At 45.1% G+C, this 24,482-nt stretch carries 17 protein-coding genes and 1 tRNA gene; 10 read left to right on the top strand and 8 right to left on the bottom strand.

Features of this window, described 5'->3' with window-relative positions:
* Positions 1 to 124 precede the first annotated feature (124 nt).
* The 3 genes from EXU30_RS04425 to folB form a co-directional block, all read right to left on the bottom strand.
* Positions 125 to 925: an undecaprenyl-diphosphate phosphatase gene (locus tag EXU30_RS04425; RefSeq protein WP_130598001.1), complete on the bottom strand. Its 801-nt coding sequence runs from the start codon at positions 923 to 925 to the stop codon at positions 125 to 127.
* Between the two features lie 217 nt (positions 926 to 1,142).
* The gene (folK, locus tag EXU30_RS04430; RefSeq protein ID WP_130598002.1) at positions 1,143 to 1,646 is read right to left on the bottom strand and encodes a 2-amino-4-hydroxy-6-hydroxymethyldihydropteridine diphosphokinase; all 504 of its coding nucleotides are present in this window, start codon (positions 1,644 to 1,646) and stop codon (positions 1,143 to 1,145) included.
* Between the two features lie 4 nt (positions 1,647 to 1,650).
* Positions 1,651 to 2,019, bottom strand: coding sequence for a dihydroneopterin aldolase (folB, locus tag EXU30_RS04435; protein WP_130598003.1), 369 nt, complete (start codon positions 2,017 to 2,019; stop codon positions 1,651 to 1,653).
* 255 nt (positions 2,020 to 2,274) lie between these two features.
* On the opposite strand from folB, the gene plsY reads away from it, so the two are divergent.
* Positions 2,275 to 2,850 carry a glycerol-3-phosphate 1-O-acyltransferase PlsY gene (gene plsY / locus EXU30_RS04440; RefSeq protein WP_423213375.1) on the top strand — a complete coding sequence of 192 codons (576 nt, stop codon included), beginning with the start codon at positions 2,275 to 2,277 and terminating at the stop codon, positions 2,848 to 2,850.
* 152 nt (positions 2,851 to 3,002) lie between these two features.
* Here plsY and tsaD read toward each other — a convergent pair whose 3' ends face one another.
* Entirely contained in the window at positions 3,003 to 4,016 is a 1,014-nt protein-coding gene (gene tsaD, locus EXU30_RS04445) for a tRNA (adenosine(37)-N6)-threonylcarbamoyltransferase complex transferase subunit TsaD (RefSeq protein ID WP_130598005.1), read from the bottom strand.
* Between the two features lie 365 nt (positions 4,017 to 4,381).
* Here tsaD and rpsU point away from each other — a divergent pair, with 365 nt between their 5' ends.
* The 5 genes from rpsU (at position 4,382) to EXU30_RS04470 (ending at position 9,186) form a co-directional block, all read left to right on the top strand.
* Positions 4,382 to 4,597, top strand: coding sequence for a 30S ribosomal protein S21 (gene rpsU, locus EXU30_RS04450; protein ID WP_006080725.1), 216 nt, complete (start codon positions 4,382 to 4,384; stop codon positions 4,595 to 4,597).
* Positions 4,598 to 4,606: 9 nt separating this feature from the next.
* Positions 4,607 to 5,050 (top strand): GatB/YqeY domain-containing protein, encoded by a 444-nt coding sequence (locus tag EXU30_RS04455; protein WP_130598006.1) that lies wholly within the window; start codon positions 4,607 to 4,609, stop codon positions 5,048 to 5,050.
* A 112-nt stretch (positions 5,051 to 5,162) separates the two neighbouring features.
* Positions 5,163 to 6,890 carry a DNA primase gene (dnaG, locus tag EXU30_RS04460; protein WP_130598007.1) on the top strand — a complete coding sequence of 576 codons (1,728 nt, stop codon included), beginning with the start codon at positions 5,163 to 5,165 and terminating at the stop codon, positions 6,888 to 6,890.
* Between the two features lie 136 nt (positions 6,891 to 7,026).
* Positions 7,027 to 8,859, top strand: a complete 1,833-nt coding sequence (gene rpoD / locus EXU30_RS04465; protein WP_130598008.1) for an RNA polymerase sigma factor RpoD — start codon at positions 7,027 to 7,029, stop codon at positions 8,857 to 8,859.
* A gap of 250 nt (positions 8,860 to 9,109) precedes the next feature.
* A tRNA-Ile gene (locus tag EXU30_RS04470) sits at positions 9,110 to 9,186 on the top strand.
* A gap of 145 nt (positions 9,187 to 9,331) precedes the next feature.
* Here EXU30_RS04470 and EXU30_RS04475 read toward each other — a convergent pair.
* Positions 9,332 to 10,231, bottom strand: a complete 900-nt coding sequence (locus tag EXU30_RS04475) for a LysR family transcriptional regulator (protein ID WP_130598009.1) — start codon at positions 10,229 to 10,231, stop codon at positions 9,332 to 9,334.
* Between the two features lie 122 nt (positions 10,232 to 10,353).
* Here EXU30_RS04475 and EXU30_RS04480 point away from each other — a divergent pair, with 122 nt between their 5' ends.
* Positions 10,354 to 12,006 carry an amidohydrolase family protein gene (locus EXU30_RS04480; protein ID WP_130598010.1) on the top strand — a complete coding sequence of 551 codons (1,653 nt, stop codon included), beginning with the start codon at positions 10,354 to 10,356 and terminating at the stop codon, positions 12,004 to 12,006.
* 10 nt (positions 12,007 to 12,016) lie between these two features.
* On the top strand, positions 12,017 to 13,171 hold the full coding sequence (locus EXU30_RS04485) for a dipeptidase (RefSeq protein WP_130598011.1): 1,155 nt from the start codon (positions 12,017 to 12,019) through the stop codon (positions 13,169 to 13,171).
* Positions 13,172 to 13,281: 110 nt separating this feature from the next.
* On the opposite strand, the gene rsuA is transcribed toward EXU30_RS04485, so the two are convergent.
* From rsuA to EXU30_RS04500, 3 genes are all read right to left on the bottom strand, one after another.
* A complete protein-coding gene (gene rsuA / locus EXU30_RS04490; protein WP_130598012.1) occupies positions 13,282 to 13,974 on the bottom strand; it encodes a 16S rRNA pseudouridine(516) synthase RsuA in 693 nt (230 codons plus the stop codon).
* Between the two features lie 84 nt (positions 13,975 to 14,058).
* Positions 14,059 to 17,652, bottom strand: a complete 3,594-nt coding sequence (locus EXU30_RS04495; RefSeq protein ID WP_130598013.1) for a hybrid sensor histidine kinase/response regulator — start codon at positions 17,650 to 17,652, stop codon at positions 14,059 to 14,061.
* Position 17,653: 1 nt separating this feature from the next.
* The gene (locus tag EXU30_RS04500; protein ID WP_130598014.1) at positions 17,654 to 18,304 is read right to left on the bottom strand and encodes a response regulator; all 651 of its coding nucleotides are present in this window, start codon (positions 18,302 to 18,304) and stop codon (positions 17,654 to 17,656) included.
* A 245-nt stretch (positions 18,305 to 18,549) separates the two neighbouring features.
* Here EXU30_RS04500 and EXU30_RS04505 point away from each other — a divergent pair, with 245 nt between their 5' ends.
* Together EXU30_RS04505 and EXU30_RS04510 are read left to right on the top strand one after the other, a co-directional pair.
* Positions 18,550 to 20,661 carry a hypothetical protein gene (locus EXU30_RS04505; RefSeq protein ID WP_130598015.1) on the top strand — a complete coding sequence of 704 codons (2,112 nt, stop codon included), beginning with the start codon at positions 18,550 to 18,552 and terminating at the stop codon, positions 20,659 to 20,661.
* Positions 20,662 to 20,675: 14 nt separating this feature from the next.
* Positions 20,676 to 24,437: a S8 family serine peptidase gene (locus EXU30_RS04510; protein WP_130598016.1), complete on the top strand. Its 3,762-nt coding sequence runs from the start codon at positions 20,676 to 20,678 to the stop codon at positions 24,435 to 24,437.
* Positions 24,438 to 24,482: the final 45 nt, after the last annotated feature.

Here is a 24,482-nt window from a genome sequence, read left to right on the forward strand (position 1 = left end):
ACAATATTTGTGATTAATTCTAGCGGCAACGGCAGTTAATCGCAGCCTTTAACTAAGGCATCAATAAGGGACAACATACTAGGCAATTATCACAGACACTTATCACTATCAGCGTAAGTCTCTGCTACATAAACACAAAACCGCACAATACTATGCCTAAGGCCAGACGATAGATGACAAACGGCGTCATGCCCATTTTACTGATGATTTTCAAAAAGAAGAAAATACAGGCATAAGCCGCGATAAACGACATCACGATGCCTAAGCACATTGCTTGATAGTCAATCACTGCATCCGTACTCATGGCATCTTTACTCATTAGAATCGCAGCGCCAAGAATCACGGGAATTGACATTAAGAATGAGAAACGAGCAGCTGCTTCGCGCTTAAGCCCTAACAATAATGCTGCAGTAATAGTAATGCCACTACGTGATGTACCTGGGATAATCGCAATAGCTTGAGCAAAACCAATCAGCAAGGCTTTACGCCAACCTGTTTGATACTCGGTTAGCTCATCGCGCGATAGCTTGTCGCCCACCCATAGCAGCAAACCAAATACGATAGTGGTAATTGCAATGACGCCGGGGCCGCGAAGGTGCTCTTGAATAAAGTCTTTTGCAACAAAGCCAAAGGCTACAGCTGGCAAGGTGGCCAAAATAATCCACCAAGCGAGCTTACTGTCTTCAGTATGCTGCCCTTTAAAAATACTAGCTAGCCAAGCTTTAAGCATGGTCCAGACTTCAACGCGAAAATAGATAATCACAGCTAGCAGAGAGCCAATATGCACTGCGACATCAAATGATAAGCCTTGATCTTCCCAACCGAGTAGCTGCGCGGGCAAGATGAGGTGCGCCGAGCTAGAAATTGGCAAAAACTCAGTTAAACCCTGAATTAATGCCAGTAAGATAACCTGCAAAGTGTCCATAATACTCCTTGTTATTATCTTTAAAGCTTCTAACTAGCATTGGCTGAAACTACTTCCTGATTAGTAAAAACTACGCAGTGTCCACCAATGCTAACTCTATCTCTGCTTAGGTCTTATTGTGCAGTTTAAACCTAAGCAAGAAAAATTAAGTCGATGATTAAGCCTGATTTTCTACCATGAATAAAGTGAAACTTAGTTTACGAGCTCGTTTAATACGTTATAGGGTTAATTGCTCGGGAAATGTAAATTCTACTGGCCATAATTGTTGCGACGGTTTGTCGTACTCGTGCCATAGCTGAGCATAAGTTTTACCAGCAATAGGGTGTGTTAATTCCGGCGCGACTTCCGCCATCGGCCACAGCACAAAAGCATTATAGAGGATTTCACCGCGAGGCAAACTTACCGGCAGCTCACATATCACATCGTCATAAAGCAATAGGTCGATATCTAGACTACGTGGGCTAAACTTTTTCTCACCTCGAATACGGCCGTTGTCTTGCTCAATTTGCTTAAAAATAGCCACCACTTCGGCAATAGGCAGCTCAGTTTGTGCAGCTGCCACCATATTTAGAAAGTTAGTGCCGTTAAAGCCAACGGGTTCACTTTCAAACACGCGCGATAGTGCAAGCTTGCCAAAATATTGCTGTAGCTCTACAAGCCCTGCACCAAGGTGCTTATGGGGCTCAATGTTAGTGCCTAAACTAATATAAATAGTTGCCATCTGCTTAGCTCGCTTGTGACGCTGATTGGCTGCGCTCAATTTCAACCGCAACTGATTGCGCCTGCTTAACTGCACCAGGTTTATTCACTACCACCTTTACCCAGCTCACATTAAACTCTTCAAGCAAAGTCGTGGCGATCATTTCTGCTACCGTTTCAATTAGCTCAATTGGCTTTTCGGTGATTTTTTCAATCACGCGGTTAGATACTGTTTCGTAGCACAATGCATACTGATAATCATCGGTCGCAGCCGCTTGGCGGTTATCCCAGGCCATGTCTAAGTCGACGAGTAAACGTTGCTCTATGGTTTTTTCCCAATCATAAACACCAATAACAGTGTTTATCTCTAAACCACGGATAAGCACTTTATCCATTACGACTCCTTGTTGCATTTGACCTTAAGCTTGCGACTAGGCGTAGCTCAAAACAATCATTACGCAGAATTATTTACGGTTAGCGGATAGGATATTGACAGATATTACGCAATAAGCCTTTTTCATTGCCTATTAAAGCAGTAGGATAACGGCATAAAAATTATCTGATAACGTCTCTTCCAGAATTTGCAGGCGCGATAATACCCTAACAAGCGTAAGGAAACCAAGTTGAACGACATTGCCATTACCCTTTTGATGATCACTGCTGCATATATTGCTGGCTCGATCTCAAGTGCGATATTGGTATGTAAGCTTCGTCGTTTGCCAGACCCGCGCACCAACGGCTCAGGTAACCCAGGGGCAACCAATGTATTGCGTATTGGCGGCGCAAGCTCTGCGGCTATGGTGTTGTTCTTCGACATGCTTAAAGGCGCTGCGCCATCTTATATAGGCTATAAAATTGGTCTCGATGCGCCATCACTTGGCTTTATAGCCATTGCTGCCTGTCTTGGGCATATCTTCCCATTGTTTTTTGGTTTTAAAGGCGGCAAAGGTGTAGCAACGGCTTTTGGGGCGATGGCACCGATTGGCGGTGATTTAGCCATTACCTTGATGATAACCTGGGCTGTACTGGTATTTATTACTCGCTATTCATCCGTGGCGGCAATGGCAACCGCTGTGCTTGCGCCAGTATATACATGGTTTTTCGATGAACGCTTTGTGCTCCCTGCTGCCATGCTATCCACACTCATTCTTATTCGCCACAAAGATAATATTGAAAGGCTGCGCATAGGCGAAGAGTCTAAAGTATCGCGAAAAAAGAAAGCCTAGTGTCTTTGACACGCTAATGCTTCGAGACGTTTAGTCTTTTGACACGCTGAGCAGCATTCAAAAATAATCAACAAAAAGCCCGCTTAGATTAAGCGGGCTTTCATTTTCTCAATAAACTAACACTTACTCAGGTATTTGCGTATCAAAAACGGTTACACAGGCGGTAAGCTATCTAATGGCCAGCGTGGTTGCCCTTTAACTGCTAAGTCTTCAGTTTGCTCCGCTTTTAAACGTTGCAAACCTGCATAGGCAATCATCGCGCCATTATCTGTGCAAAACTCACCGCGTGGATAAAACACTTTACCACCGATGTTGCTCATCATCTCAGCCAAAGATTCACGCAAGCGAGTATTGGCACTTACGCCACCAGCAATGACTAAGCGTTTATAACCTGTTTGCTTTAATGCACGTTTACATTTAATCGCCAAAGTATCAACCACAGCCTCTTCAAAAGCGCGAGCAATATTAGCGCGAGTTTGTTCATCATCAGGCTCTGCATTAATGGTATTAGCTGTGAAGGTCTTTAGACCTGAAAAGCTAAAATCAAGCCCTGGTCTATCAGTCATTGGTCTTGGGAATTTATAGCAGTTAGGCTCACCTTGAGCAGCCAACTTGGCAAGACGAGGGCCGCCCGGATAATCAAGGCCCATTAATTTAGCGGTTTTATCAAACGCTTCACCGGCTGCATCATCAACGGACTCGCCAAGTACTTCATATTGACCAATACCTTTTACATCTACCAGCATGGTGTGACCGCCAGATACAAGAAGCGCAATAAATGGAAACTCAGGCGCGTCGTCTTCTAGCATAGGAGCAAGTAAATGACCTTCCATATGATGCACGCCAACCGCAGGCTTGCCCCAAGAATATGCTAGTGAGCGACCAACACAGGCACCAACTAACAGTGCACCGATTAAACCTGGTCCCTTGGTGTAAGCGACACCATCAATGTCATCGAGCGTTGAATTAGCGTCTTTCAGCGCCTGTTTAATTAACGGCACAATTTTACGAACATGATCGCGCGAGGCCAGCTCTGGCACTACTCCGCCGTAGTCTGCATGCAATTTAACCTGGCTATATAACATGTGTGATAGCAAACCTTGTTCGTCATCATAAACGGCGATACCGGTCTCATCACAAGAGGTTTCAATTCCTATTACTCGCATAGTTCTATCTTGTTCGCTCAATCAGCTTAGGGAATGGGCGCTAATTCTACCTATATAGATAAGATTGCGCCAGTTGTGTGCCATAGCCGAACTCGACGACAATGCGCCGCGTTAAAGAAGACCAACCTGATATCAGCTAGCTGAATGTCACTGACTCGTAACTTATGTACGTTAAGATGCTAGGATTATTGGCTTAATATCAACAAGCTAGCGCCCAGATATCTTCGAAATACATTCAGGGGTTTACAAGTCGTATTTAGTCGGTGTAAAATTCCGCACCATTTTAATTAGCCTTTGGCCTATTTGGGTGCCGATTTTTCGGGATTTAACGGGTCAACACAACTACACCTAAGGGGTGATGGCGTATGCCAATTATTAAAGTACGTGAAAACGAACCATTCGACGTAGCTCTACGTCGTTTCAAGCGCTCTTGTGAAAAAGCAGGTATCCTAGCAGACGTGCGTGCTCGTGAATTCTACGAGAAGCCAACTACTGCACGTAAGCGCGCTAAAGCTGCTGCAGTTAAACGTCTTGCGAAGAAGCTTTCTCGCGAAAACGCACGTCGCGTACGTTTATACTAATATCTCATTATGAGCCTAGTAGACCAGCTTAAAGACCAAATGAAAGTTGCTATGCGCGCCAAAGAGAAGGTGCGCTTAGGAACAATTCGTATGGCACTTGCCGCCATCAAACAAGTTGAAGTGGACACACGCGAAGCTTTAACAGATGAACAAGCGATAGCTGTTTTAACCAAAATGGTAAAGCAACGCCGCGATTCTATTGCTCAATATGAAGCAGCCAATCGTCCGGAGTTAGCTGAAGCTGAAGCGCTGGAAGTTCAAGTCATTGAAACCTTCTTGCCAAAACCACTAACTGAAGAAGAAGTTGCAGCATTAATTGACGCAACTATTGAACAAGTTGGTGCAGCGTCCATGGCGGATATGGGTAAAGTAATGGGAGCATTAAAACCAAAAGTTCAAGGACGTGCAGACATGGGAGCCATTAGCTCTCTTATCCGTGCCAAATTAAACTAGTAGGTTTTTAATGTTGAATAAGCCGTGCACCTGCACGGCTTGTTTGTTTTAATCAGTTGATAAACGTAAAGTCTCAATTGATAAAGGTAAAAAGTCGAGTAACTAGCAATTCATGGCGATCCCTCGTGATTTTATCAATGAGCTTATTGCTCGCACAGACATAGTCGATCTCATTGATCGCAAAGTTCCGTTGAAAAAAGCCGGTAAAAATCACACGGCTTGTTGTCCTTTTCATAGTGAAAAATCACCTTCGTTTACCGTCAGCCGCGACAAACAGTTTTATCATTGCTTTGGCTGTGGTGCACACGGCAATGCGATTGATTTTGTCATGGAATATGATCGCTTAGAATTCGTTGATGCCATTGAAGAGTTAGCCGGCCAACTTGGACTTGAAGTACCAAGAGAGAAAGGCACTGGCAAACGCGTTGACCATGGTTTAAGCCGCGATTTATATGAGTTGATGGATGAAGCAAACCGCTACTTCCAAACCCAGCTGCGTCAACACAGCGACAAACAAAAAGTTGTCGACTACCTCGCCTTTCGTGACTTAAGTGACGAAGTGGTTGAAAAATTCGGGATTGGTTTTGCACCCGATGGCTGGGACGGACTATTAAGCCGTTACCGTCAAAATCAAGATGCGCAAGACAAGTTACTAACCGCGGGAATGCTAATTGCCAACGATAATGGCAAACGTTACGACAGGTTCCGCGACAGACTTATGTTTCCAATTCGCGACCGCCGCGGTCGTGTGGTTGGCTTTGGTGGCCGAGTGTTAGGAGACGGTACTCCTAAATACTTGAATTCACCAGAAACGCCCATATTTCATAAGGGTAATGAGCTTTATGGATTATACGAGCTAAAACAGCAGCATCGTGACCCACAGCATGTACTCATTGTTGAAGGTTATATGGACGTTGTCGCACTAGCTCAGTTTGGCGTTGACTACGCTGTGGCATCTTTGGGAACCTCCACCACAGCAGAACAATTTCAACTTTTGGTTCGCAGTGCTAAAGAAGTCGTATGCTGCTACGACGGTGATAATGCCGGTCGTGAAGCTGCATGGCGAGCACTAGAAACCGCATTACCTTTGCTCAAACCTGGTGACACTGTGAAGTTTATGTTTTTACCGCAAGGTGAAGACCCAGACACTATGGTGAGGCAAATCGGTAAACAAGCCTTTGAGCAGTTAATTGAACAAGCAATGGGGCTTCCTGAGTTCCTGTTTGACACACTAACTCGCACTCATGGCACCGATAAGGGTGCATTGGCAAAACAAGCAATTGCTCTTATCCAAAAGATTCAGGACTCCGTTCTACAAAACTTGTTGCTCGAAAACCTCGCGCACAAACTTGGTATGAACAGTGCTGATGACTTAAAAAAGAAACTAGGCTTTGTTGAACAAAAAGCCAAACCGCTAAATGCCAAGGGCTTACAAGGTAGAGGAACGCCATTAAGGCTCGCGATTGCCTTACTCGTACAGGCCCCACAATTGGGCTATGGCTTACCTAAGCAACCAGCATTAAGCAAAATACAGCTCACAGGCATAGACTTATTCAATAGCCTGTTGGATATAACTCGCGACAAACAGTTGAACAGCGCACAACTACTTGAACTATATAGAGAGCATCAACAACATTCGATGCTGATCAAATTGGCCCAATGGGACCATCAAGTGGCGGATGAAAACCAGGTATCCGAGTTTAAACAATCCTTATTATGGCTGAGTGATAAATACATCGAGCAGCGATATCAAGAGCTTAGCCTTAAACAACCATTGTCGAAGGAAGAGAAAGTACAACTACTTAAACTGATCACGATAATGAAAGGCAAAAACAAATAAAGCAGATTTTTCTGCGCTAGAACAAAGTCTCGGACTAGCTTACAAGCTAACGCGAGGCTATAATGTTCGATTCGCATAAATCTTAACCCAGTTAAGATGCGGTCGATTTTCAGTTACCAAAACTTGGATGATATCTATGGATCAAACTCCGCAGTCGCAACTTAAATTGTTGCTAGCTAAAGGTAAAGAACAAGGTTACTTAACCTATGCAGAAGTGAACGATCACTTACCTGCAGACATGGTCGACTCTGACCAGATTGAAGATATTATCCAGATGATAAATGACATGGGTATCCGTGTGTTTGAAGAAGCACCCGATGCCGATGACATGATGATGTCGGAAGACAGCACAGACGAAGATGCAGCTGAAGAAGCTGCCGCAGCCCTTGCTACCGTAGAAAGCGAATTAGGCCGCACCACTGACCCTGTACGTATGTATATGCGTGAAATGGGTACAGTAGAGCTACTTACCCGCGAAGGCGAGATTGTTATTGCTAAGCGCATTGAAGAAGGTATTAATACCGTTCAATGTTCAGTGAGTGAATACCCACAAGCAATCGCCATGATCTTGGAGCAATTCGACCAGTACGAAGCTGACGAAATTCGCTTGTCTGATATTATCTCTGGATTTGTCAATCCTGACGAAGATGACGTTGCCCCAACCGCGACTCACGTTGGTTCTGAGCTTTCTGAAGAAGAGCTTGAAGATGAAGACGATGATGGCGACGATGACGAAGAAGAGGAAGAAGGCAACAAAGGCCCTTGCCCTGAAGAAGCCAAAGAAAAATTCACTCAACTTCGTGAGGCTTATGAAAAGAGCTTAGCAATTATCGCTGAGAAAGGTCGTGACCACCCTGAGTCTATCGGCTCACTATTCATAATCGGTGAGCTATTTAAAGAGTTCCGTCTTGTACCTAAGCAATTTGACCGACTAGTTAAAAGCATGCGCACCATGATGGACCGCGTACGCGTTCAAGAGCGTCTAATTCTTAAGCTGTGTGTTGAACAAGCTAAAATGCCTAAGAAGAACTTCGTTAAGGCATTTACTAGCAACGAAACCAACCTTGAGTGGTTTGAAGCAGAGAAAACTAGCGCTAAACCATACGCAGAAGGCCTACGCATGGTTGAATTCGACGTAGAGCGCTGTGTTGGTAAGTTAGAAGCTATCGAGCAAGAAACTGACCTAACCATTGCTGGTATTAAAGACATCAACCGTCGTATGTCTATCGGTGAAGCAAAAGCTCGCCGCGCTAAGAAAGAAATGGTTGAAGCGAACTTACGTCTAGTAATTTCTATCGCGAAAAAGTACACCAACCGTGGCCTACAATTCCTGGATCTTATCCAGGAAGGTAACATCGGTCTGATGAAAGCGGTAGACAAGTTCGAATACCGTCGTGGTTACAAGTTCTCGACTTACGCAACTTGGTGGATCCGTCAGGCGATCACTCGCTCGATTGCTGACCAAGCACGTACCATTCGTATTCCTGTGCACATGATTGAGACGATCAACAAGCTAAACCGTATCTCTCGTCAAATGCTACAAGAAATGGGTCGTGAGCCATCTCCAGAAGAGCTAGCTGAGCGCATGATGATGCCTGAGGACAAGATCCGTAAGGTACTCAAGATTGCTAAAGAACCTATCTCAATGGAAACCCCAATCGGTGATGATGAAGATTCGCACTTAGGTGATTTCATTGAAGATACCACGCTAGAGCTGCCACTGGATTCAGCGACAGGTGAAAGCTTACGTAACGCAACTCACGAAGTGTTAGCAGGCCTAACGGCTCGTGAAGCTAAAGTGCTACGTATGCGCTTTGGTATCGACATGAACACTGACCACACGCTTGAAGAAGTAGGTAAGCAGTTTGACGTTACGCGTGAGCGTATCCGTCAGATTGAAGCGAAAGCACTACGTAAACTACGCCACCCTTCTCGCTCAGAAATCTTAAAGTCGTTCTTAGACGAGTAAGTCTGCGGAAAGACGAGTAAGTCAATTGAGAGTCGAATAAGTCTGCAATCGCGATATCGACATTAAAAACCTGCTACGGCAGGTTTTTTTATGCCTGATACATTTAGTAGCTTGAAGCAACAGCCTATGTTTGTACAACAGATAACCAAATGAATCTCAAAATGAAAATTCAATGACAAACACAGGTGACAAGCCAATATAAACTTCGTATACTCTTTTTCGCTTTCAGTAGTGACGACTACTTTAAGTCGGCCCCTTAGCTCAGTTGGTTAGAGCACACGACTCATAATCGTTAGGTCCCCAGTTCGAGTCTGGGAGGGGCCACCATCAGATTTTACAAAAAAGCCCATCATTAGATGGGCTTTTTTGTGTTTATGTCCAGTCGATAAACACTGCAGCTTGAACTTGGACGCCATTTGGGCGCGCATTTATCCACCACGCAATGTCATACTCCCTCAAACGCGAACCAAATCTAAGGCAACGGGAACTCGCTAAAGTGCGCTTTAGCCATGGCGACAAAGCTGCTGATCTTGTTAGTCAGTTTTAGTCGGTGTGGGAATACCGCTGATACCATCAAATTGTTAATGCTATATTCAGGCATAACTTCTACAAGACGCCCCTGATTTACATACTCATTTACTGAATAGGTTGGCGCTTGAATAATCCCCTGCCCGCTAGCAGCGGCTTCATTAAGTAAACGGCCATTGTCTGATGACCAGGTCCAAGGCAACTTTTGAGTAAATCGCTCACCGTTATGCTCAAATATCCACTGCTCTTTACGAATGCTGTGAGAGAAAAATAACAGCTCGTGCTCAATCAAACCTTCGGGCGATGTCGGCTCGCCGAATTTAGCTAGATAATCTGGGCTTGCCCATAAGCTCAGGCGAGATTGGCCGATACTTTGGGCTATGTAACTAGCATTGGGTAAATTAGGCGCGACGCGAAAGGCGAGATCAATATCAGATTCGAATAAATCTGCGGGGCTATTTGCCAAGCGAATATTTAACTCAACCTTTGGATATTGCTTGCGATATTTAGCAATCAGAGGCGCAAAGTATTGCCCACCCATTTCGAAGGTAGTTGATATGGTCAGCTTGCCGCTTGGCTGCTCACTAAACTGCCCCATCATAGCTTCAACTGAGTTGAGTTTCTTAAGCAAAGGGCGAATTTGCTCAAGGTATTGTTCACCTGCTGGGGTGAGATAAACCTTGCGCGTATTGCGCTTCAACAGCAAGCACCCCAAAGTTTGCTCAAGCTGTTTCACATGACGACTCACTAACGTGTTCGACACACCTAACTCTCGCGCCGCTGCTGAAAAATTTTGCTGCTCGGCAACCACGCAAAATGCCGTCATGGCCTCTAGCTTATTCATTCACACCCCAAATATAAACAATATGTTTATAGACTATAAACCAAATCGCAGTTTTTAGTCACCTAGGTTTAAGTTAACCTCTCGATAACAAATGTTTTGTGCCCTAAACAACGAGAACAACTATGGCTAATCATTCATGTCTATCAACAGCATCGCTAGCATTTGCTATTGCAAGCCTATTTAGCGCGCCGAGCATCGCTGACTCTATCGCGCTAACCAATATCAATATTATCGATGTAGAAAGCCTCACAATAAATAAGGCGCAACACGTGCTGATTGAAGACGATAGAATTGTATCAATCAAGAGCCGTAAACCTCGCTATAAAAAGCATGTTCGAGTGATTGATATGAGCGATAAATATCTTATCCCAGGCTACATCGACACTCATGTGCATCATGCAACTGTGCCCGATGGCAGCGACAACGACATAACGACCCGTAAGCGGCTGCGCCACCTACTTCAGGGCGGTGTCACTTCAGTTAGAGACATGGGCGGTGATGTGCGTGCACTTAGCTCGCTTAAACGCCGCGCTGAGATTGATGCGATTCAATCGCCTGATATTTACTATTCGGTGATCATCGGTGGCGAGGAGTTTTTTGCTGACCCACGCACTGTGGCATCTGCATTAGGTCGCGAGCCCGGTAAGGTAGATTGGATGCGTGCGGTAGATGAGAATAGTGACTTTGATACCATCATGCTACGTGCCCTTGGCACAGGTGCAACTGGCATAAAAATCTACGCCAAGGTGCCAGCAAATGTCGTTGAAATGCTTGCAAGTGCAGCCAAGAAACATGGATTAAAAGTGTGGTCTCATGCCTATATTGGCCCAGCTAAGCCGCAAGAGATTGTTAACGCTGGGGTAGAGACGATTTCCCACGCGCCAGATATCTCAGCCCATGTGGTTGATAACTTTTACGAGCTGCGCCGTAAAGGTGAGTTAATCACCGACAAGCAACTACAAGACTCGCAGCAATTGTCGCGCTATGAAGGGCTAATGCAAGACATGCTAAGCAAGGACACTATTCTCGACTCGACCCTTACCGTGTTTGAACAAACCAAAGCCCAGCGCGGCGCTCGCGGTGAAATGCTTGAAAACTGGGGCTATGAATTTACCAAACTGGCGCACATGAACGGCATTACCATCGCCACAGGTACAGACTCAGCCAGCGACTACTTTGGTCATACGACGCCATTAGTGTTCAACGAAATGCAGCTGCTGGTACATGAAGCAAGCCTTTCACCATTAGAGGCGATTCAAGCGGCAACGATTAATGGCGCTAAAGTGATTGGAATCGAGCAAGACTATGGCTCAATTGCAGTGGGCAAAAAAGCCAATCTAGTGGTGTTAAATCAAGACCCAAGCGACAACATTCATTTTGCCAGAGACATCGCCCACGTGATCAAAAATGGCGAGTTTGTGTATCGCGGCTCTAACCCTAAGCTGCCATTTGTAGATGCAAAAAAAGCTGGCGGCATGCTGTGGATGTCAGGACAGCTCGGTAATTACCCAACCACAATGACCTTGGCGGGCGATGATATTAAATCGCAAATGACTCAGGCGATGAAGAACATAGGCAATGTGCTTGAGCAACACGATTTAGGCTATCAAGACATCGTTAAATGCACCCTGATGTTGGAAGATATTGACCAGTGGCAAGCAGCGAATGAAGCCTACACACCGTTTTTTGACTCTTACCCAACTCGCAGCGCCTTTGGTAAGGCTGACTTGGCGTTAGGCGCCAAAGTCGAAGTTGAATGTATTGCCGAGCTATAAGGAACTAGCCATGGATATCGAACAAGTAAATTCGCAGCAACTCACTAAACGTCAAACAAGTCGTCGGCAATTCATCAAACTTTGTGGCCTCACCACCTTAGCAGCTAGCTTGCCATCACTGAGTTTATCCGTTATCGCACAAGAACAAAGCTGGGCAGCTTACAACAAAAGCATAGTGATAGATGGACTCAGCGCGCTGTTTGATTATGGTATCAATGAGTTAAGTGCTGAGACGTTAGCGCAATTTAAACGCTCAGGTGTGACGGCGGTAAATGCAACCGTACCTTACCCCGGTGATGATTTTGCTGCAGCAAAAGCGAAAATTGCCCATGTAAAACAAATCACCGCTTTGTACCCGCAGCATCTTCGCATTGTGTACAACCTTGATGATATTTTGCAGGCTAAAGCACAAGGGCAAATAGGGATTATCATCGGCTTTCAATCAACAGAAATGTTCGCCGATGACTTAAGCCGAATTGATTATTTTGCCAAGCAAGGCGCGCGCTATATGCAGCTGAGCTATAACGGCCCATCGCAATATGGTTCAGGCGGTTTGGTAAAACACGATACAGGCCTAACCGAGCTTGGCCGTCAGGCAGTGGCACAAATACAAAATGCTAAGGTGTTACTTGACCTATCCCACTCGGGCAAACAAACTGTCGCTGATGCGATTAAAGCTGCAAGTAAGCCGTTAACGCTCTCCCACACGGGTTGTAACGCGGTTTATCAGCACCCGAGAAACAATGACGATACTGAGCTAAAAGCAATAGCAGATAAAGGCGGCGTAGTCGGTATTTATCTGATGCCATTTCTTGAAGGCGGCGATGGTGAAATTACCGCAGCCGCCTTTATGCGCCACTTAAATCATGCCATTAATGTCTGCGGTGAAGACCATGTTGCCATTGGTAGCGATCAGGGGATCTTGCCTGTCAACGATGGCCCTGAGTACCGCGAGATGATCCGCAAAGATGTTGAGCGCCGCAAAGCTGCTGGTATTTCAGCGCCAGGTGAGTCAGCTAATCGTCCGCCATTTATCCCGCAACTAAACAGCATTCGCCGTATGGAGCTTATTGCCCACTATATGCAACGTTCAGGGCATTCAGACAAGGTGATTACTAAGGTACTTGGCAGCAATCTCGTTAATCTCTATCGAGAGGTTTGGTAATCGCTTAGCCTGTTAAACTAAACAAGAGCAAAATGAAACAGGCAGCTAAAAGCTGCCTGTTATGTATAACGCACATGTATGTACTGCAGATATGTGAAGTGTAAAAAACCTTATTTTACCCGTGCAATTTCTTCATCGGTCAAATAACGCCATTCACACTCTTCGAGATCATGGTCCATCTCTATTGGGCCAATCGCCTCGCGGTGCAAGTTGACCACTTTGTTACCTACAGCTGCAAACATGCGTTTTACCTGATGATATTTACCTTCGACAATTGTCAACCTAGCATTATGGCTGTCGATAATATCTAACTCAGCAGGTTTAGTGAGCCCATCTTCACTTTTCAGCTCAATGCCCTGCTTAAATACATCAACTAAGTCTTTGCTAAGTGGCTCAGCTACTTCGACTAAATAACGCTTACCACAGCCTTTTTTTGGTGAAGTGATCTTATGTGACCATTGACCATCGCTGGTGATTAAAATCAATCCTGTGGTATCAACATCTAAGCGGCCAGCAATATGCAGTGCTTCAGGCTTTTCAATGTCCATTAGACTCAGCACAGACTGATATTCCTCATCAACGGTTGAGCAAATAGTATCGATGGGCTTGTGCATCATAATATAGCGCTCGCCGATTAGGTTAAGCTCATTACCATCAACCTCAATCAGCATAGCATCGGTAACTTTAAAGCTTGGATCTTTAACCACTTCACCATCACAGGTGACTTCACCTGATTTAAGCAGCTTTTTCGCCATAGAGCGGGTTAGCTCGGTGCTTTCGCAAATGAATTTATCTAATCTCACGGGGATCTCTTACCAAAATCAATGAGGGCAGATACTAACATATCTGACCCTAACCGAATACTTACGCACAATTCTGTAGCAAGGCTAAACCCTCTTAGGCGATAACAATAGCCGCTTTAGCTTGTTAGGCTTGATTGGTTTAAGCAGAAAGGGATAAGGCAAAATGGAGCGAACGCTGGCTTCTGCCGACATCACGATAATATTCACTGGTTCAAACAAGCGACCGTTTTCGGCTAGCACCCGAGCGCTGTCTGTATTTTGCAAATGAAAATCTAGCAATAACCAATCAGGCGTGGTTTGCTCAAGTGCGCTAATTAAGCTGTGATGGTCATAGAAAATACGATACTCAAGCTGCCACTTGCCAAGTACAGTCGCCAGTGAGTCAGCGCTTTCTTGATGATCATCAAGCACCCATACCTCGCCAATATTGGTACTTGGCTCAGCGTGAGCAACCTGTCTCGCCAGCGGCAAGCTAAAACTCATTTTAGTGCCTTTGCTGCTTGAGTTAACCGCTAAGCCAAGATTGAGAACATGGTTGATTTTATTAACAATGGTCAAACCAAGGCCAGTACCGGACGCTTTATTATGGGTAACAAATGGCTCAAACAGCTGCGACTTAATCGATGCAGGAATACCAGCCCCTTGGTCGGTAATTTCCACTACACACATATCATTTAGCTGTTTCGCAGCTAAACTCACCGTCTGCCCCGGTTTACTGACCTCAATGGCGTTGATGACTACATTAAGCAGCACCCGCTCTATCAACAAGCTATCGCTTTCAACATTCAAATTGTGCCAGGCGCTGCACTCAAGATTAACCTGGTATTTAGCCGCAACCGGCGATAACTCTACAATTAAATCATTCAGCAAATTTTGCGTTTCAAATGAGCGCACAAATGGCTTAAAGTGCGCTGATTCGACTTTAGATAAATCAAGAATCGACTCAATTAAACGCGACAAACTACCTATGCTTTCTTGCATGCGTTTAAAGAACGCTGTTTGACCAACCTCATCATTTTGATTCGCTTCAAGCAGCAATTTCGCTGAATTGAGCGGGTGGCGAATGTCATGGCTCGCGGTAGCAATAAACGCGGTTTTATCCTGGTTAGCTTGCTCGGCGTCTAAGGTTTTCTGCTCAAGTACCGCAGTGCGTTCATTCACCAATTGCTCTAACTGCTCATTAAGCTGAGTGAGTTGCTTTGCCTCTTGCTCTTTAAGCTGATATTTGAGTTTTGCCGCGCGCAGTTTCAGCAGAACAATCCATATAAATATTGCAATGGAAATAATGAAATAAGCCGCATAGGCATAGTAAGACTTGTACCAAAGCGCCGTGACTTTTAGTGGGTAACGGCTAACTTCAGAGGTGTCTCCGGCGTCGTTATAAGCGTATAGCTCAAGCTGATAATCACCAACAGGTAAGTTAGTAAATACAAACTCGTTGCTGCGTGAGATAAGCCATTGTGACTGATAACCTTTTAGGCGATAACGATAGGTCATATTTTGCATCAACTTATCGGTATTAAGCGTCACTACAAAGCGATAAATAGGGTTTTCTGCCACCTTTTGGGTTTGTTTGCTCAGCACAGTATTAATTTGTTTATCAGCACTTAATAGCTGCACTTGTTGCGGTGCAATGGTTTTAGCACCTTGTACTTGAAGGTTATCAGCATCAACCAAATCAATGGTGTTATAGCCACTAAAATAAAGCTGATCACCAATACGGCCACAGGCTTTTTGGTTAAAGTCTGAGTTGCTCAAACCTTTTATTTGCCCAAAATGAACTAGCTGCTGCGAGCCGGGTGCTGACATTACCAATCCATCTAACGTCGCCATCCATAAACGCTGCTGTTTGTCTTGCGCCATACAAACGATGGTGCGACTAGGGAATTGATCATTTAACGCAAACGGTTTAACACTGTATTGGCTGTTAGAACGCGATGGCGTATTGAGGCTGTACATGCCATCTTCTGCCGTCATCAACCAAATCTGACCGTCATTGGCTTGAAAACTCTCTAGCACCATCGCAGGTTTTGATGCTATGTATTGCTGCTTTGGTGATTCATCTTGAGCGCTAAATACCCAGGTGCCGTCGCGAAAGCTGGTCGCAACCACAATATCGCCAAACTGATTCAAGCTAAAAAAACGTCTTGATGCAGTAGATGCGATCAAATCGTGCTCAAACGTCTCTAAATCAACAAGATAAATACCATCTGGGGTTGCTAGCCATAGCTTACCTGCAATCACTTTCATGTCGTATATGGTGACAGCAACATCAGATTGCCTCAGCAACTCAAACTGCTCGCTTAGCTCGAGAAAACCAAGCCCTTGAGAAGCGACATAGGTTTTACCTTGATGTTGCAACATACGAATAAAGGTTTGATTTGGCTTAGCCGAATATAGCCGGTGCTTTTGCTGAGTTTCAATATTGAGGCGATAAATGGCTTCGCTATCAAGCACTAAAAAATCTGTGGTTGAAGTGCTTGCGCCACTATTCAACTCTAGCGCTTGCACAGCATCGATATTTTCAAAGCCTTCTTCTTCAACTTGAGGAATTCGCTCCATATACCTGGAGCTATCGCTCAGCGCTAAGATACCTGTACCAGAACCAAGTAGATATTGCTCCGAGCTAAGCTGCAGTGAAGAAAAGATGTTTAAGCTACTCACATAATTGCGATTAAACGCGGTTAGGTGAAGTTTCTTTAGCTGTCGTTCTGATAAATTTAAGCTGAGAAACTGATTATGCAGATCAATAAGTAACTCATCATTAAATAAACTCAAACGGTAGATATTTACACCTTCAATCACCTGCTCAACTGAACTTTCATCAGTCAAATTTAATGCTTTTAAGCCATGATGGCGCGTACCTAGCCACAGCTTACCCTTGCCATAAACCATTGAGCGAATAATCAGCCCATCAGTGGAACTAAGTTTAGTTAGCGACGTAGAGGCTAAATTTAGCCTATAGACCCCTTCATCGCTGCCCAAATACACCTTGCCAGCCGCTGACACTAAATGTGGGAAGCGCAGTGTCACACCATATTTAGCAAAGTCGATATGGGCATCAATTTTATGGGTATTGATATTGGCAATGATTAAACGCTCGCGCGTAGCAAATAACACTTGCTCGCCTACAACCAGCAAGGCACGAATGTCACGGCTATATTGTTCGGGCCAGGTAGCGATTAATGATGACGGTGCAAGCACATTGTTACTAAGGTCAAACTCATCAAGCCCTTTGGTGCTGGCAATCCACAAACGATTATTACGGTCAACTTGCAAGGCATTAATTAACCCGCCAGATAGCGTTTGCCCGCCATGAGTACCGTAACCATATTGAGTAACTTCGTTACCCGAAATTCGATTAAGACCATTTTGGGTTCCAACCCATAAATTGTGCTGCTGGTCTTGTGCCAGCGCCATAATGGTACTTTGCGATAAGCCATCAAGATAATCGATGACCTTTACTGTGCGACTGCTTGATGGTATTTCGCTTGCAACGAACCCAACCTGGGTATTTTCAGCAGTAATATCTACATCAGAAAGCATCTCATCACTGGCATTCACTTTATTTGGTAGCAATAGAATGAAAGACGCCAGCAAAACCAGCGATAATAGCAACCTACTTTTGCCTAAAGCATGCACATTTAATTCACGCAATCGATGGGACAAGTTCGCCACGCTAATGCTGCCAAGATGTCGTTAAGGCTAATCCAGCGACAAACTTAGCCGCCTGAGTGCGGTTACCCACATCGAGAATTTTAAAAATCTTCGATAAGTGTGCTTTCACCGTTTTCTCAGAGATTTCTAGCTGCGCGGCAATTTGCTTATTGAGCAAACCATCAGCAACTAAGGACAGAATATGAAATTGGTGCGGCGTTAATTGCATCACCTTGTGATAGCGCAGCTGCTCTTGCTGAGCCAATGCAGCCATATTTAATTGCGGAGACAACACATCATCGCTTTCAAGTAAGTGGCTTATTTTGCTCACGATGGTATCGCTTGATGCCGTTTTAGATACGAATCCATCTGCATTAAATAGCTGACACTGACTCATAATTTCTGCGCTGTTATGGGCGGTAATAATCAGTACCGGAATTTCAGGGAAGTACTTCTTAATAAAGATTAAGCCACTATAGCCCTGACAACCGGGCATACTCAAATCCAGTAATACCAAATCAATCTCGTCGCGCTGCTCCTTAAGCATGTCAAACAGCGACAAATAATCTGCAGATTCTAATAGCGTAAGTTCGGGTAACTGTTTAACGATTGAACCGATCAATGCTTCACGGTATAGCGGGTGATCATCTGCAATGACGACGGTACTTTGCATAGTGACTCCATTGTTATTATAAGGGGCGAGCACTCCTTCCTTTTACTTGTTTTCATTAAAGAATTCAACGACCAAACATGTAGGACTTTAGTCTTACCGTATGCAGTCCCAAGTCCAATTTAGCTCACTTCCCTTACACGATACGATGCAAAGGTCAACATCACTATAACAAAGCAGTAATGACACGGTAATCAACATAAGAGTCGCATTTCCCACCAAATTCTAACGATAATGAAGGACGAATAATGACTACAAAAACCCAACTCGGGCTAGCGATAGGACTGGCATTAAGCTCAATGTCAGCCTCAGCAGCTTGGCATAATGATCAAACTAATTTCGCTACTATTGCCAGTGAGGGTGTCATCCCACAATGGACGACGACCAAAACCGGTAACCATTACGCAGGTTTCCTTAAGGCCGATGACTGGGAGAACTCGGTTTATCACGGCTATGACATGTACCTACAGCGCGTTAACCAAAAAGGTGAAGTCGTTTGGGATGATGAGCCGCTATTAGTTATTGATAGAAGTAAATCATATGTTTATGACTATTCTATCGCAGCGCTAGATAACGAGTCAGTTCGTATCGCTATTCGTGATGAGCGCGAAAACACTGACGGTAATATTCAAGATGTCGTAGTGATCTATGAAGTCAGCGCAGACAAAAAGTCTCGTTGGGAAACGGGGATTGAAATTACTTCACCGACGGGCCTAAGCCATGTTGGTGTACCGCATGTTACTGCTGTTGGTAACGGTTCAATCGTGACCTGGGATGAATCAGAAGATGTTAATGGTGACTTAGACTATTACGGTGACCCAACTAACGCGCACATCGCTTATGTTGATGAAAACGGCGAAATAAAGTGGCACGTTCATGAACAACTGCACGATGCGAGCTACCCTGTTGAGCGCGCATTAGTAAGCGATGGTTTTATTGTTGTTTATCAAGATATCGATCCCGAATATGGCTCACACCTAAGTATTCAAAAGTACTCTCTGGAAAATGGTGAGCCAACGTGGGGTGATAAGCCAGTTGCCTTTACCAAAGGCGATTTAGAGAACATTCCAGACTCACCTGCTCCTAACTCAGATATTACTATCGATGAACACGAGAACGTAATTATTGCATGGCGTCTACCAACAGACTCTGGTGCGATGCTAATGATGCAAGAATTTGATCGCATGGGTAACAAGCGCTTCAGCGGTAACCTGCGTATCTCTCATGGCGATGCTGACTACAACCCAAGTGGTCCTAGCATTGAAGTGGTGAACGGTGACCGTATCATCACATTCGCAGTACTCCTTGATGGCTCGACACCTGAAACAGGTATTTTTGCGCAAAAAGTTTCTGCTGACGGCAAAGTTATTTGGAGCGAGCCAAGAGAAATTGTTCAATTGACCTCTGGTGATTTCGATACAGGCTTTAACGGTTACTTAGACGTGGTTAACACTTCTAGCCGCAACGGCGTTGTTAATGCCTACTTCATGAAAGTATGGGACTACTGGCCAATTACCTATAACTATGTGCAGTTTGATGCTGACGGTAAGGCAGGTGAAGAAAAGACAATCGATGGCAACAAAAACACCAAAGGCAACCTGCAGCTACATACTAACCCTATCGGTGATGTCATTTATTGGTCAGAAGACGGTACTAATAACAGCCCTATATATGCTCAAAACATCCATAACGATGGCACCCATGGTTTAACTGCTGATATTAAATTAGCCGTGAAGCCAAACCTTGCCACATTAGAAGACATGAGCAAGGTAATGACATTTACCATCCATGATGAAACGTCGCAAAACCATGATGTCCAGTTAACCACAGAAACCACTGATATCACTATCACAGACGTAGTTAAGGCCGCAACTCATGTTAGCGCGACCATCACACCTAGTGCTGATTACATTGGTGAAGCAACTTTCACACTTGCAGTAACCGATTTAGACAACAGCTCACGCTCTGCCACTCAAAACTACACCCTTAATGTTGTGACAATTGACGATGCTCCAGAAATTGAAATTGCCAGCAACATCGAAGTTTTTGAAGGCGAGTCCACCACTGTCAGCGCCGTCGTGACTGATGTTGACTCAGATGATGTATCAGTAAACTGGACTCACAATAGCGACATCGAGCTTAACGTTTTTTGGTCGAACAACGAACTGACAGTTTCTGCTCCACTTGTTGATAACACTCAAAGCATTGAATTAACCGGAACACTTGATGATGGCGTCAATACTGTAGAAAAAACAGTGACCGTTAAGGTTAATAAAGTCGAGTCTGACGCAGGTAGTGCACTTGGTAGCTTATGGTTATTCGCTTTACTTGGCTTATTCACAAGAAAAATTAAAAAATAATAAGGGCCTAATTCATGAACAAATCAAAATTATGGTTAGCACTATCTGTTGCAATGCTAACTGGCGCAAGTGCCCAAGCCGCACCTGTAAAAAGCAACGCTCAAAAGACCTTCTTAGCAGGTCATAAAAACCACGTAGGTATTAGCGGTAAAATCACTAATGCAGAAAAACAAACCTACATTATCGAGCTTAAAGATGACGCGGTAAGCAGCTTCCAGGGTAATGATAAGTTTGCTGGTACTAAGCAACTGCTTAAGCAAGGTGTAAAAACCAAAGCTGCGCCGCAAATTCAGCAGTACAAGCAACACCTACAAAGCCGTCAAAACAGCGCGTTAGCTAGTATTGCTAAAGCAACAAGCTTATCGGTTTCGCCAACAGTGCGTTACCACTTCGCGATGAATGGTTTTGCTCTTGAGCTTTCGAAAAAGCAAGCTCAGCGCATTGCACAGCTAGCAGAAGTAAAAGCAGTATACCCAGAGCAAATTCACCAGTTAAACACTGATGTTGGCCCGCAGCATATTGGCGCGGACAAAATTTGGGAAAGCGCTGTACCTGAACTTGCAGGTAAAGGCGAAGGTGTACTGCTAGGTATTATCGACAGTGGTATCAATACAGATAACATTTCATTTGCTGAAGTAGGCGGTGACGGTTACGTGCACACCAACCCGTATGGTGATGGTGTATTTGTTGGTGACTGTGAAACAGACGCTAGCCTATGTAACAACAAGCTAATTGGTGTATATAGCTTCCCTGAAGTCACCGACAACTATGCAGGATTGGCAGCACCTGTTGGTGAAGATTATAACGGTCACGGCTCGCATACCTCTGGTACTGCTGGCGGTAACGTACTAGCAGACCAACCTATCCTTAAGCAAGACAACACCAATCAAGGTGATGGTACACCAATTGGTGATGCGAAATTTGCGCGCCTATCGGGTGTTGCACCACACGCAAACATCATCTCGTACCAAACTTGTAATGAAGAAGGTTCGTGCTTTGACTCACTGACAGTTAAAGCGGTTGACCTTGCGATTGAGCATGGCGTAGATGTCATCAACTTCTCTATTGGCCCAGGCGGTGATGGCGGTAGCCCATGGACCTCGGCTTCAGGTATGGCTTTCTTGAAAGCACGCGAAGCGGGTATCTTCGTTGCAGCCGCTGCGGGTAACGCAGGCCCTGGCGAAAGCACTGTAGGTAACGTTGCCCCTTGGACGACCGTTGTCGCTAACTACACTCACTCGCGTATCTTTACTAAGTCATTCACTGGTACTAACGATGAAGGTGTCGACTTAGCGGCTATCGAAGGTGTTGGTGGGCTGAGCGATGAAGTCACTGCTGGCGTGGTTTACGCTGGTGACTTAGGTGACGGCTCAATCGACTATAGCCTTTGTGATTTCACCTTCTATGATGACCTTCCTGAAATCCAGGACAAGATCCTCATCTGTGACCGCGGTGACATTGCGCTATATGACAAGTCAGTCAACGCGCAAGACAAAGGTGCTGTAGGCGTACTCATCCGCAACGTACCGCAAAGCGGCTCAGATATGTACAACATTCCTTATGCAATTCCTGGCATGTTGTTGACCGAAGAAAGCGGTGAAGAGCTAATGAACTGGGTTGCAAGCTCAACTAACCCAACATTAACCATTGCTCAAGGTGAAGTCGGTTATTCAGACCTAATGGCAAACTCTGCTAACGCGTCTAGTTCACGTGGTCCGTCTCTGTACGCAGCAGAGAACATGGTGCCGCACATTGCTGCGCCAGGTACTGACATTTACGCCGCTTACTCTGATGATCAACCATTCGCGTGGGAGCCAGGTACTGCAGACTTTGCGTTCCTAACCGGTACGTCAATGGCATCACCTCACGTAGCAGGTGCTGCAGCACTATTTACTCAGGTTCACCCTGACGCAACACCAGCACAGATTCAATCAGCGTTAATGTTGACCGCTAACAGCGAAACCACCATTCAAGACTTAGCAACCCCATCACAAGTATGGGATCACGGCTCAGGTATGACCCAAGTTGACCTAGCAGTGAAAGCAGGCCTGTGGATGGATGAGACCATTGACAACTATGTTGCAGCTAACCCAGAAGTTGGCGGTACACCAAAAGAGCTTAACGGTGCTTACTTAGTTGACAGTAACTGTAAAGGTGAATGTGAGTTCACTCGTGCCTTTACCGCAACACAAGCGGGTAACTGGTCACTGGCTTACACTGGCGCATCAGAATTAGACGTGACTATCTCACCAACCTCAGCAGTACTAGCTGAAGGTGAGTCACTTGAAGTGACTGTAAGCATCAAGGTTGCTGACAACGCAGGTGATAGCTGGAACTACGGCCGCTTGAAACTAACCGACAGCACAGGTGCATCACCAGAGCTATCATTGCCTATTGCAATTCAACCTATGGTTGCAGATATTGCTGATTGGAACACGGTTGAAGTCTTCCACAGCAATGCAAGCATCGAAAGCAATGACTATGCATTCCGTCGCCCATTGGCGGTATCAGCAACGTCTGAAGGCTTAATGCCATCTGAGTCATTCCACTTCTCGCTAGCAGGCGACACTGACAACCGCTCACCAGTAGATGATCTAACTGATGGCGTAAAAGTGGTGACTGTCAACGTGGGTGACGATGTTGAAGAGCTAGTCGCCATCATTGGTAAAACTAAGAGCTATGATGCTGATATCTACATCGGTTGGGATAACAACAATAACGGCACAATTGAAGAAGTAGAGTTTATTTGTGCTGGTAACTATGCAGACCTTGCACAGTTTGAAGTTTGTAGCATCGACAACCCTACTCCGGGCCAGTACTGGGTGATGACTCACAACTGGTTATCTGAAGCAGATGGCTCGGTAGACGATTTCCGTGTTGATGTTATTCAACGTCGTGAGGCAGATATGATCCCATTAGATATCACTGTTGACAGCTCTGTTGAGCCATACTCAACAATGCCATTAACCATCGAGTGGGCGTCTAAGCTTGCTAATAAAGCTTACTACACAGCGATTGATTTCACTGAAAACAACGACGGTGTAGAAATGGAGCTAGGTCAATCAATCGTGGTATTCGACCACACTCGCAACGCGCTAAACGTTAGCACTGATGCAAGCTCAGTCACCTCTGGTCAGGAAGTCGCATACTCAGTGGTTATCCCTGAAGGTGCAGCATCTGCTGATCAACCAATGCAAGTTGAGTTAAAGCTATCTGAAAAAATGCAGTGGTTAGACTCAGAGGAAGGCAGCGTGAGTGGTCAAACCCTAACGTTTGAAGCGACTCAAGGTGGTGAGTTTGTCGCTAAAGCCCAAGTGCTAGCGAACCAAAGCGGTGACATGTCTACCGCGTGGAGCTACAGCGTTGAAGGCACAAGCGTAACAGACAGCGGCGCAGTTGCCCTTTCTAACCCTAACTCACGTCCTGATGCAAAAGTGAAAGTGGCTTCAATGAGTGCAGACGAAGGTACTTCGGTTACCCTAAGCGCACAAATGAGTGAAGATGCTGACAATGACGCGCTAAGCTTTACTTGGACGCAAGTTGAAGGTACAAAGGCGACCATCAGCTCAGCTGACAGCGCAGAAGCAACAGTTTCACTACCAAATGTTAGTGGCAATGAAACCCTAGTGTTTGAAGTGACTGTATCTGACGGTGAGCTAAGCGAAACCGAAACAGTTAAAGTTGATGTTATCGACCAAGACGACGGTGGCTCGCTAGGTGCACTATGGTTGAGCATACTGGTTATGCTAGGCCTACGCCGCCGCGCCAAAGCTTAATTAACAAGAGTTAAGTGAACGAATAGCCCGGCACTCCCAACCGCC

This window comes from Shewanella maritima, assembly GCF_004295345.1.
In the GTDB taxonomy this organism is placed as follows: domain Bacteria; phylum Pseudomonadota; class Gammaproteobacteria; order Enterobacterales; family Shewanellaceae; genus Shewanella; species Shewanella maritima.